General features: G+C 39.5%; 14 protein-coding genes. 3 read left to right on the top strand and 11 right to left on the bottom strand.

Translation table 11 applies throughout. The features are described 5' to 3' along the window. Positions 1 to 3: 3 nt before the first annotated feature. From ubiA to K2X50_07295, 3 genes are read right to left on the bottom strand one after another with little or no spacing between them, the layout of a single operon-like run. Positions 4 to 867: a 4-hydroxybenzoate octaprenyltransferase gene (gene ubiA / locus K2X50_07305; GenBank protein ID MBX9587051.1), complete on the bottom strand. Its 864-nt coding sequence runs from the start codon at positions 865 to 867 to the stop codon at positions 4 to 6. Further along, positions 864 to 1,463: a chorismate lyase gene (locus K2X50_07300; protein MBX9587050.1), complete on the bottom strand. Its 600-nt coding sequence runs from the start codon at positions 1,461 to 1,463 to the stop codon at positions 864 to 866. Before K2X50_07300 ends, ubiA begins: the two co-directional genes overlap by 4 nt. Then, the gene (locus K2X50_07295; GenBank protein ID MBX9587049.1) at positions 1,444 to 1,920 is read right to left on the bottom strand and encodes a DoxX family membrane protein; all 477 of its coding nucleotides are present in this window, start codon (positions 1,918 to 1,920) and stop codon (positions 1,444 to 1,446) included. Before K2X50_07295 ends, K2X50_07300 begins: the two co-directional genes overlap by 20 nt. A gap of 143 nt (positions 1,921 to 2,063) precedes the next feature. On the opposite strand from K2X50_07295, the gene K2X50_07290 reads away from it, so the two are divergent. The 3 genes from K2X50_07290 to K2X50_07280 all read left to right on the top strand — a co-directional run bounded on the left by K2X50_07290 (position 2,064) and on the right by K2X50_07280 (position 4,675). Continuing rightward, positions 2,064 to 3,371 carry an MFS transporter gene (locus K2X50_07290; GenBank protein MBX9587048.1) on the top strand — a complete coding sequence of 436 codons (1,308 nt, stop codon included), beginning with the start codon at positions 2,064 to 2,066 and terminating at the stop codon, positions 3,369 to 3,371. A gap of 123 nt (positions 3,372 to 3,494) precedes the next feature. Continuing rightward, positions 3,495 to 4,079: a hypothetical protein gene (locus K2X50_07285; protein ID MBX9587047.1), complete on the top strand. Its 585-nt coding sequence runs from the start codon at positions 3,495 to 3,497 to the stop codon at positions 4,077 to 4,079. A 95-nt stretch (positions 4,080 to 4,174) separates the two neighbouring features. Continuing rightward, complete coding sequence (locus tag K2X50_07280) at positions 4,175 to 4,675, top strand: hypothetical protein (protein MBX9587046.1); 501 nt, start codon at positions 4,175 to 4,177, stop codon at positions 4,673 to 4,675. A 131-nt stretch (positions 4,676 to 4,806) separates the two neighbouring features. Here K2X50_07280 and K2X50_07275 read toward each other — a convergent pair whose 3' ends face one another. The 8 genes from K2X50_07275 to K2X50_07240 all read right to left on the bottom strand — a co-directional run bounded on the left by K2X50_07275 (position 4,807) and on the right by K2X50_07240 (position 11,508). Continuing rightward, positions 4,807 to 5,931 (bottom strand): SAM-dependent methyltransferase, encoded by a 1,125-nt coding sequence (locus tag K2X50_07275; GenBank protein MBX9587045.1) that lies wholly within the window; start codon positions 5,929 to 5,931, stop codon positions 4,807 to 4,809. 2 nt (positions 5,932 to 5,933) lie between these two features. Then, the gene (locus K2X50_07270) at positions 5,934 to 6,317 is read right to left on the bottom strand and encodes a dihydroneopterin aldolase (GenBank protein MBX9587044.1); all 384 of its coding nucleotides are present in this window, start codon (positions 6,315 to 6,317) and stop codon (positions 5,934 to 5,936) included. Continuing rightward, complete coding sequence (locus K2X50_07265; GenBank protein ID MBX9587043.1) at positions 6,314 to 7,084, bottom strand: ABC transporter permease; 771 nt, start codon at positions 7,082 to 7,084, stop codon at positions 6,314 to 6,316. Before K2X50_07265 ends, K2X50_07270 begins: the two co-directional genes overlap by 4 nt. Beyond that, entirely contained in the window at positions 7,081 to 7,998 is a 918-nt protein-coding gene (locus K2X50_07260; protein ID MBX9587042.1) for an ABC transporter ATP-binding protein, read from the bottom strand. Before K2X50_07260 ends, K2X50_07265 begins: the two co-directional genes overlap by 4 nt. Positions 7,999 to 8,013: 15 nt before the next feature. Continuing rightward, a complete protein-coding gene (dksA, locus tag K2X50_07255) occupies positions 8,014 to 8,655 on the bottom strand; it encodes an RNA polymerase-binding protein DksA (GenBank protein ID MBX9587041.1) in 642 nt (213 codons plus the stop codon). 230 nt (positions 8,656 to 8,885) lie between these two features. Then, positions 8,886 to 9,443: a hypothetical protein gene (locus K2X50_07250; GenBank protein ID MBX9587040.1), complete on the bottom strand. Its 558-nt coding sequence runs from the start codon at positions 9,441 to 9,443 to the stop codon at positions 8,886 to 8,888. A 41-nt stretch (positions 9,444 to 9,484) separates the two neighbouring features. After that, positions 9,485 to 10,948 (bottom strand): hypothetical protein, encoded by a 1,464-nt coding sequence (locus K2X50_07245; protein ID MBX9587039.1) that lies wholly within the window; start codon positions 10,946 to 10,948, stop codon positions 9,485 to 9,487. A 179-nt stretch (positions 10,949 to 11,127) separates the two neighbouring features. Then, positions 11,128 to 11,508 (bottom strand): hypothetical protein, encoded by a 381-nt coding sequence (locus K2X50_07240; GenBank protein ID MBX9587038.1) that lies wholly within the window; start codon positions 11,506 to 11,508, stop codon positions 11,128 to 11,130. Positions 11,509 to 11,588: the final 80 nt, after the last annotated feature.

Below are 11,588 nucleotides of genomic sequence, written 5' to 3'. Positions count from 1 at the left end.
TTGTTACAGGCTGCCACAAACAACGCCGCAGAAGATAAATAAACCAAACCAATGATTATTGAGAAAGGCTTTGAAGCATTTCTGTGGATCACGTGTTGAAATCAATTTTGTTTGGTATAAAGTTAATGCGACAGCAAGCATCCAGAAGGGATAAAAAAGTAGCGATAGTTTTTGTTGTAATGAAAACAATAATAGGTCAAGCAAAACCAAGCTATGCAAAACAGTGACAAATAACACGTCATAACGGTGTAATTTTATAGCCGTAGATTTTATTCCAATTTTCAGATCATCTTCACGATCAACCATGGCATAAATAGTGTCGTAGGATAATGTCCATAAAAATGCGATGAAGAATAATGCAAAAGATTCCCAAGATAATGTATTACTGATTGCAGTATATGCCATCAACACGCCCCAAGAAAATGCAATGCCTAATATTATTTGGGGCCAGTAAGTAATTCTCTTGGCAAACGGATAAAGAATCATTAACAGAATAGCCAAAAAAGACATAATTATTGTGAACCCATTTAAAAAAAGAACGCAACAAAATCCAATGATACTGAGCAGAATAAATAAACCTAAAGCTTCAACCAATTGAACACGGCCAGTCACCAAAGGTCTTTTTTTCGTGCGAGAAACATGACCATCAAAATTTCGATCAGCAATATCATTCACTACACATCCCGCACTACGAGTAATTATAACACCTAAAATAAATATGACTAAAATAGAAATTGGCGGAGTTCCTTTTGATGCAAACCATAACCCCCATAATGTAGGCCACAGCAATAAGAATATTCCAATGGGGTTTTTTATACGCATTAATTGCAAAAATGCAGAAACTTTAGTTAACGCTGATGAGGTCATTTCAGATTCTCTGACTGCGCCACATATTTTTCCATATGCGGAGAAAAAACCTCTAACAGCACTATCGCACCACTTGGAAGATAAAATTGCGACCGTCTTGCCCACATAAATTCTGGGCATTGTTTAAAAGCATCAGCCGCTACTTGATATTCACGATGCCCTGGTAATAAACATGCAATACTATAATCACTTCGCGAAATCCTGGGGTCACCAAATAATATTTCACCGAGCGGTCGTTGCCCTAACCCTGTAAATTTCTGACCGTGTGCTCTCACTACATCTATTGGAAAAAAAGATCGTGCATAAATCCAGGGCACATTAATTCCATGCAATATAACTTCTCGACCGATTCCCCAGACATTTTCTCGTAATAATATTTTTCTTTCACTTTCATGAGGTTTTTGCCACGAGTGATCTAAAATAGTTACACTCATTTGATCATTACTAAGCTCTTTTATTGTTTTAGTCATGCTACCCGCATCAAAAAAAATTTCTCGGAAAAGCAAAGACATTTCTTTGTTACACAAAAACTGAGCGGGATAAAAACGCGCTGGTAAACTACTATGCGCTTCTGGTTTAGGTGGACATTTCTTCAAATAGGTAACCATATCTCTTACTGATCCAATAATCGAGCGAGTATTTACTATAACCACGCGTCATCATTAATGCCAACAATAGCCCCCAATTAATATGCTGATCTAAGCCCAGCGCACCTTCAGGTGTCCACAAATAATGATATGAAATCACTGCCATCATATTATAGATAAAAAATGCCGCAATGGATACGCGACCACCCAATCCCAAAACGAGCAATACTGGTAAAATTAATTCTGCGCCCGTACCAACAACGGCAGCAATATAAGAGGGCAACAACGGAACATGATATTCGTACTGAAATAACATTAACGTAGTATCCCAGCTTTCTATTTTCGATAATCCGGCAATAAAAAATATTTTAGCGACCCAAAGACGGACCATGAGATCTACAGCAGGCACTAAAAAATTCAATACTTTGAATAAAGGCCGCAAACACTTGGCAATAAACACAATCATAGTCGATCCTTAACCTGAATATTGTCTAAACAATCTAACACCAGCACGCACCACCCTCAATCAAGATCAATAAATAAGACTCTACACTTCAAAAAGATTATTGTATACTGCATCGTTTTTTGTGTGAATAGGGGGAGAACAGGATGAGCGCCAAGCAACAAAAAGGTCAGTATGGGATTCTCAAACCATTCATCATAGTGGGGCTCGCTAGCCTATTCTATGTTTATGAGTTTTACCTGCGGGTCATGCCCAGCGCAATGACCCACGACTTAATGCGTAGCTTCAGCACTGACGCCGGTGGATTAGGTCTCATTAGCTCACTCTTCTTCTTCGGCTACGCCCCCATGCAGATTCCGGCCGGTCTAATGTACGACCGATTTGGCCCCAGAGTGCTGCTCACTGTATCAGTCTTTTTCTGCGGCGCTAGCGCCCTCATTTTTGGTATGACCGATAACTTCTATATAGCGTGTTTCGCTCGCTGGGTAATCGGTTTCACCTCAGCATTTTCTTTCATCGGCGCCTTATTACTCGCCTCTCGCTGGTATCCAGCAAAATATTTCGCAATGATTGCTGGCCTCGTCCAATTTATGGGTAGCATGGGTGCCATAGCCGGCGAAGCTCCGATCGCCATGATCGTTGAGCGCATTGGCTGGCGACCCACCGCTATCTGGTCAGCTGTGGGCGGTCTTATATTAGCCGTGCTCTTAGGGCTCATCATCCGCGATGTTCCCCCTGACCCTATCAACGTCGCCAAACACACGCTCAATACCACTCGTTACAACAACGAATGGCAACGCTTACGTCGTGTCCTAGGTTGCAAACAAACCTGGGCTGTCGCGGTTTACGCTTTTAGCACCTGGACCCCTATCTCAATTTTTCCTGGCCTTTGGGGCGTTCCCTTCATTATGAAACTCTACAATACTTCTGGATCAGTTGCGACCCAAGCCATGATTGCTGCCTGGTTAGGAACAGCCGTAGCAAGCCCCTTAAGCGGATGGTGGTCTAACAGAATCAACAGTCGGAATGTACCTTTAACAGTATGCGCAGTTTTGAATTTAGTCACGTCCATCGCTGTTATTTACTTACCTTTATCATGGCCAATGATGATCATCGCGCTCTTCTTGTTCGGTTGTGCAGCCGGGGCCCAAACAGTGACCTTTGGGGTCATCCAAGATATTCACCCACCTGCTGTAGCAGGAACAGCCGTAGGCTTTAACAACATGGCCGTGATTGCTGGCGGTGTGATACTCATGCCTTTTGTTGGCTATATTCTCGATTACGTATGGAACGGGCACTTAATCAATGGCGTCCATGATTACACCCTCGAAAATTATCGCATTGCACTGCTGATGGTTCCTTTCTGCGGAATCATGGGCTTAATTTCGAGTCTATTTATGATTAAAGAAACGCACTGCTTAGCGCAGTATGAATTAGAACTAACACGTAAATAACAAGCTAAGGGGGCAAGTCTTGCCCCCTTTCTTCCCATCAAGCAGCCCCCCTTATCGTGCCCCCTTAATACTATTTTAAGAATACCCTATTACAATGATCATAATAGTTACAGAGCAACCATCATGTCACCATTTGCAGACAAAGTTAGAAAGCTCATCGCACAATATAAGCAAATATTAAAACGTCATTTGCCCGCACGATCTTTTTCTGCAAAAATAAACACGCTACAAATAAAACGCACCCAATTAAAGCATGCTTCTGACATTGATTTATATTACACAATAGACAGAATTCTCTATGAAATTGATAGCTGGCACTCTAATAAAGATATGGCCTCAAGTGAGTACTCTGGGCTAGACGAATTTAGGGATCATATTAAAAATACTATTCAAAATTACGCCCTAAAAGATAATAAAGTGATCAACCGATGTCAGCATGCTTCTCGTACTTTAGTCGAAAGTATCCAACTATTGAACATGCCTCAAAATGAAAAAACGATTGAAAAGTTAAAATCTAACATCGCCCATTTAAGACAACATGGCCATGAAGAAGAACTGCAACAACTTAGCCACGCACTGCAAAAAATGAAAATATCGAACCTTCATGGCAATTATAATAACAGCCATTTTGCCAATGATTTCGATTTTGAATTTATTGACAAAGATGCTCAACTTTATCATACTGCGCAAAATTCAAAATATGAATAAATACAGAATACATAGCATAATATCTTATGCTGTAATGGCCACTTGTGTTGAGATCAACACGAACTGGGAAATTAAACCTCATCGGAGAAAATAGTATGAAATTCCTAAAAACTACAGTAGCGACAACCTGCACAACTCTGCTTCTTGCAAGCGGATTAACCATGGCTGCAAGCGTACCTAAAGCTGTAATTGAAAAAAGCTCGCACAGCAAATCACTCAGCGGTTCTGCCACAAGCAACATGACTAAACGTGGCAAAACATGGCATTACGGCGAAGTGAACGACAACATTATTTTTGTTTCGAATATCAGTATTGCTAATAAGTCAGGTGGCATTGTTTACTCAAGCGTAGACTTTTTAGGCATGAATATTCATGACGAAGATTACATCACTGCTAACGACGTTATCAATAACATCACCACCAATTTTCAGTTTTCATCAGTACATTTAACACTAAGTGATAGCAATCACATTGTGTTCTTTGATGGCAATGTGTATCCCAATACGCACTTCACCATCAGACGTCTGTACACTGAAATCGCACATGGCGTTCGATCTGCTGAAGGAAAAAGCCAACTTCAACTCGTTCGCGATTAACAGTTAATTATTCTAAAATAAATTTTTTCAAACTCAAAGTGTTATAAGATTTTTCTTTCGCGATGAGGGGTTTTAGGGGAGAGAATCGTGATTCTCTCCCCTAAACATATCAAAGAAAGCATTTCCCGGTTTTATTTTCTGCAATCTTTTTCTAATATCATCACTTTAAATAGCTCACCCATTTCACTGGGAAGCGTTAACATTTTTACCTGATTTGCCAAAATAAATTGTTGCTCTGGCGTTGTCGCAGTTTTTTGCATTAAATCAAGCAGACCATTCTTTAATAAAAATTCAGCTTGTGTTGAATAGCGTTTTACTTTTAACGAGAGCGCTTCAGCGGCTTTGCCTACTGCCGTAAAATCGACATGCGCAGTAATATCTTGAATTCCAGCTAGAATCAGGGGATCCGGATGAGCTCGCTGCTGAAAATGACACATCAATGTCCCCGTATTTCTTTGAGGGTGGTAATATTCTTCGCGTAGAAAACCATAGTCGATAATAATGATTTCGCCTTGATGAAGCGCCTTATCCAAACTACAGATCCAGGGATCAACATTCAGGTTAATTTCAGAATAATAATATAAAGGAAATTCAATATCTAATTTTTGAAGTTCTACGCTTAATTTTTCAGAAGCCGGACGAATTTTCCAAATAAATTCATTATTATCATTGAGCCCCACTACTCTTTCTAAATAACCTTCGCTACTTTTTTGAAAAATACTCACCGGCATTGCATCAAGCACTTCATTCGCAATGATGACGCCATCTAATGAACTTTCAGGCAGAGACTCCAACCAATCCACTCGTGAAAGTTGCTCTGGCGCTATTTCCCCGATTAATTTTTTCTGACGTTCTTGCAATTCTGGACTGACATCTAAGATAAGGTACTGATCTGGTAAACAATCCATTTGAGCCAATGTTTTTAATATTCCAGCAGCAAGACGCCCTGTACCAGCCCCCAATTCTAATATCGTTTTATCCTTATACGTTGACAAGACTTTTTGGCAATATCCCGCCAGACATTGTGAAAAAAGAGGAGAAATTTCAGGCGCTGTAACAAAATCACCGCGTCGACCGATTTTCTCAGTGCCCACGCAATAATAACCAAGCCCAGGAGCATACAACGCTAATTCCATAAATCGTGAAAAACCCATCAAACCTTTTTCTTGAATTTCTTGACGAATTTTTTCTGCCATTTTTTCGGAATGAGACCTGGCTGCAGAATCTACAAGGTCACTGTACCACGCACTCGACATCACTAATGCTCAGTCGCTAATAACGATGGTCGCGTCCGTATAATTTTCAGCCCGACTGTTTCCGCTATTGAGAGCGCATCAGGTTTTCTTAATTCTAAATTCACTGTATATATCGCAGGAGAAAACAACCATAACCATTTCACTATAGCATCAGCCAAGCTCTCGATTAATTCAAATTGAGTTGTTTGCACATACTCACTTAAACCCGTCGCAATTGCTGCGTAATCCAGCGTGTCCGATAAATTGCCTGATTCAGCGGCTGGACGAAGATCTGTAGCCAATAAAATATCTAGCTCGATTGGCTGCAAGGCAATACGCTCATGGGGCAAAACACCAATAATCGTTTTTATCGCTAAATTTCGGATAAAAATCTCATCAAAGCTCATGTACGAATCCCTATACCTTTCTCCAATAGAATCCAGGCCAGAGAATACGATAATACTGTGATCACGAATAATACAATCAATGACCCCACTACATTCACATCTGATTGCCCTAACATTCCGTATCGAAATGTATTGACCATATAAAGCACTGGATTAAAGTGCGATATTATTTGCCAGTGCGTAGGTAGCATTTCAATGGAATAAAAAATACCCCCCAAATAGGTTAGCGGGGTCAATACAAACGTAGGGATGATTGAAATCTGATCGAAATTATCTGCATATAAAGCATTAATAAAACCAAAAATCGAAAATAACGCGGATGAAAGAACTAGCACCAACAACATCACAAAAAAATGCGCGATGATAATATGTGTAAAAAATAAAGAAATCAAAATCACCACAGCACCAATCATCAGACCTCGTAACACACCGCCAGTAATGTACCCCAAAAGAATCACCGAGCTTGTTGCGGAAGATACCAACATTTCTTCAATATTACGAATAAATTTCGAAAGATAAAATGATGTAGAAACATTGGTGTAGGAATTTGTAATGACGGCCAACATTACAAGACCCGGCGTAATATATTGCGCATAACTAAATCCGTGCAAAAACCCAATCCGGTTCCCAATCAAACCACCAAACACAATAAAATATAAACTAGTTGTGATAGCAGAAGGAACTAACGACTGACCCCAAATTCTGAGGAAACGCCGAACTTCACGCTCAGTAATTGTCCGATAGGCTATCCAACTTCGCGAGCTCATGATTTACCATTCTTTGTAAGCAACATAAACATTTCTTCCAGACGATTCACCTTATTTCGCATACTATTTACGCTAATATTATTAGCGGATAAAATTTCGAACACCTCGTTCATGCTGTGTGTCTTTTGCACATCGACCTCCAATGTTTTATCATCAATTTTTCGCATGATTAAACCATCGATCGATGGCAACGCTTTGCAAGGTTCCGCTAAAAACAAAATAAAGCTTTCCATTTGTAGCGCACTTAACAAACTCGAAACGCTCGTATCTGTGATTATTTCTCCGTGATCAATAATCGCAACATTTCGACAAAGATTTTCAGCTTCTTCTAGATAATGAGTAGTTAAAATAATGGTAATACCTTGCTGATTAATACCCTTAATAAAATCCCACATCGAGCGACGAATTTCTAAATCCACACCTGCGGTTGGCTCATCCAAAATTAAAAGCTTAGGTTCATGCATCATAGCTCGAGCAAACATTAACCGACGTTTCATTCCGCTCGATAATTCTCGAACCTGACTATCTCGTTTTTCCCATAAATCCAAGTTTTTTAAATATTTTTCGGCGCGCTGTTTTGCCAGTGAACGAGGAATTCCATAATAGCCTGCCTGCTGCAGTAAAATATTTTCGACTTTTTCAAAAATCGCTAAATTGAATTCTTGAGGAACTAAACCAATCATAGATTTAGCAAAGCTTTTTTGAGAATCTAAATCATGGCCGAAAATTTGCACATTACCAGAAGTTTTGTTGACCAACGATGTGACAATACCGATTAATGTTGTTTTACCCGCACCATTAGGACCAAGTAATGCAAAGAAATCGCCCTCTTGCACTTGAAGACTCACACCTCTTAAAGCTTCAACTTTACTTGAATAAACTTTTCTAAGGTCACGAACCTCAAGTGCTAACATACATACACCGATAAATTAGCCAATTTCTTGTTTTTCACGAATTTCATCGATTGTCTTACAATCAATACAGAGGGTGGCGGTAGGTCGTGCTTCAAGACGTCTAATTCCTATTTCTGCGCCACAGGATTCACAAAAACCATATTCACCGGTTTCAATTAACTCCAATGACTCTTCAATTTTTTTAATAAGTTTTCGTTCGCGATCACGCGTACGGAGTTCTAAGGTAAATTCCTCTTCTTGCGCTGCACGATCGAGAGGATCGGGGAAAATAGCGGCTTCGTCTTTCATATGCCGAACTGTTAAGTCAGCACCTTCTCGTAGCTCCTTACCCCAACTATCCAACAGACCTGTAAAATGAGCTAATTGCTCTTTGCTCATATAAGCCTCATTCTTTTTCAACTTATATGGCTCAAACTGATATGGGCCAGTGATAGCCGACTCTCGGCTGCGTTTCTTTTCAGCCAGCGCTGAAGCACTCGTTTTCGCTGCTGAAGTCTTAGGTTTGCTTACAGCACCTTTACTCGGCGCCGCCTTAGCTGGCTTAACCTTTGACGTCGCTGATGGCGCCTTAGCTTTAGCAGTTACCTTAGATTTAGCAGCCGTCTTAGCAGGTGTTTTTGTTGTTTTCGATGTTTTGGTAGTTGTCTTAGTTGCCATTTATCCCTCCTAGTGGAATCAATATGTAGTTAAATAGCTGAATTTCTTCATCCATATGAACGTTCAGACTATACAGGCAGTTTCGCCAATCTGCAAAACACATGACGAAAACCGAAGCCGTCATGTATATCAAATCAAGTATTAATACGCAAGGATAAGTGTTAAAAAGAGCCTGTCCCTTAATGCTAATCAGGGACACTCCATACTCCAAAAGGCAATTGGATTACTACCTATTTATTGTCCATTTTTTGTCGTTTAATCTCGACCTCAAGGCCTATACCCATTTCCTCACAGTCTTGAGTGAGCCGTTGCAACAAATCTTCTTTCACCTCTGTATCTGATTCTCTTAAAAGCTCAACAAATCTATCATAGATCGGTGAAGCAGATTTTGATCTACTTTCGCCAATATAATGAGTATATTTATCGACAAACTTACGTACCCCTTCAATATTCTCAGGAGAAATGATTGTAAATAAAGAAAAGTTTGAATTAAAGGAAGCTTTCGAAAGAGAGTTTTCGCTATAAACCGCCACCTCATCATAAGAAAGTAATTCTGACAGCCTAGCCGCTAAGTCAGTTCTTGATTGAACAGTAACAGGATTTTGGCTATGAATGAGGAAATAAATCTTATATTTAAACCCATCCAACTTCGAATAACCCACACTAATATCAGAGTCAAACGACTCTCTAGCGGCAGCTTGAATCGCTGCGAGTTTATCCAATGAAGTCAGAGCCGTCATTGCATCATTGAAACCACTCCGATCAAAATTTTCTTCATCTCTATTCATAGCGGACTCCTAAGGTAAATATTAAATCAGAACTGTCTCTATTAATAACGCTTATAACTGGATCTTGATTGAGGCTGCCTATCTTTGCCCTCCCGCTCATCGTCTCTCTTATCCTCATCACCGCCCGGTGGCGAATGACTACGCTGTCTTTCGAATCTAGCTTTAACTTTCCGCCTACTCTCTTGAAGGTCCACCTGGGGATCTCTGCCTGTAGCTCGAGGAGGGCTCCGAGACCTACGATTTCTATTGCCACTATCGCTTGTTCGTTTTATCTCGTCTCCAGCACCTCTATCTCTATCTCTATCTCTATCTCTATCTCTATCTCTATCTCTATCTCTATCTCTATCTCTATCTCTATCTCTGTTTCTTTCCTTATCTCTGCCCCTGTCTCGATCTCTCCCCCTATCTCTGCCCCTGTCACGTTCTAGAGGATCATCTCGCCCTCTCTTAGCACTTGAATCTGTCACATTATCTCTCATACCCTTGGGTTCTTCAATATTTCTTTGGACACCTCGTGTACTAGCGTCTAGTTCGGGCACTGGAATTCTTTTTTTAATTTCTTGAGACTCATATGCTCTAGGTGAATTTTCACCAACTGGCAGCATTACTGCACCGTGACATTCGTTTGCCAAATAATTATTTATTATCGGATATAATCCATTTGTAAAACGAGCTTCATAAGAAAGCACAAACTCTTCTCGTAAGAATTTCACTACATTCATTTTTTGTACATTATCTTGTATGTGAGCGAAATCGTCATCTCGTTTCATATTCAAGTCTCTACAAATTTCGAGAATAGCCCGGAGATGGGGCTTTTCCACCATTACCGGAAGTGCCAAACATTTAACAAGATTTAGTTTAACACTTTCGCAATAAAATCTTTTAAAATCACGAGCACAATTTGAGCCAGCGATATAAGCAAGAAATGCGGCATCAAGATTTCCAACCAACACAAATTGCTTAGCTTTCTCAAAAAAATAGGTCATCGGAGAAAGCAGCTTGACTATTTTAGTGTCTCTTTGTTCTTGAGTACCAGTCTTCATATAACTTAATAATTTTTTACCGTTGGCAGTTCTCTGAAAATTATTTTCATAAGTCTTTACTGCATTATTATCATTAGAAGTCGTTAGAAAAATACAGAAATCACGGATTATCGCATCACCGTCTTCCTTACTCAATGCATGACATGCATCAGCAACAACATTTCTATAGTCTTTAATCGTCTGTAAAAATACTGGTAACTCTTCTTTTCTTATACCCATGGCATCGAGAAGACTGCCCATCTCAATGATATTAAATAGATATTCATATTTTTTATCGAGATTTTGAGCGTAGTTTAAACCCCGAAGTTTCTCAAATAGGAAAGCAAATACTTCAACACTGTTCTTACCGGTAGTCTTTTGTTGATCTCGTACAGCTCTTAGAATAGGTGCATGAATGCAAATATCATCAAACAATGCTTCATTAATAGCCATATTTCCAGCATCTTCACCAACTTGTTTCACAACACTCCCCTCACGATACCAATCTCATATGAAATTATAGCTCATTTTTGGTCTTTTCACATTATAGCTGTTCCATAGGAAAATTTGAGAAGATTTCAAATCAAACTAAATTCACATAGATGGCATCACCACGTGACATCATTACATATGTCAGTATTATTAAAAATACTAGTGTCAGTTTATAAGAACACTCTAGGGATCATTAGAAAAATCAATGCCATAATAAAGTGAATCCAGATCCACTCTTCTTTTAATTGAAATAACCTCACAAACAATTCATAAATTTTGCGATTAGAAAACTCAAGGGGGCCACCCATTATCTTTGAAACTACCAACTGTGACACCCCTGCACGAAGCAACAATACCCATGAAGTCACTTGTACCCAATGAAAAAAGGAAGCAAGAGGTATTTTTAATGCGAATTGAACTGACAGTGAAAGTGTTGTAAAAATCAGAGCAACAAAAAACAAGTTAAATTGCATTTCATGCTTGATTTCTTGCCGCTCTCTAGCCAGCGCATCCTCCAAGTGAGGACGCCTGTCATCTCTGAGATCACCCATCTTTTCTTGCCCTTAAAAAAATTATTTGATAATCACCCAATAAATATTAGTCAGCCAAAATATAAGCTCATTAATGAATA

It is taken from the genome of Gammaproteobacteria bacterium (assembly GCA_019748175.1).
In the GTDB taxonomy this organism is placed as follows: domain Bacteria; phylum Pseudomonadota; class Gammaproteobacteria; order JAIEPX01; family JAIEPX01; genus JAIEPX01.
This window is presented reverse-complemented; position numbering and strand designations above follow the sequence as displayed.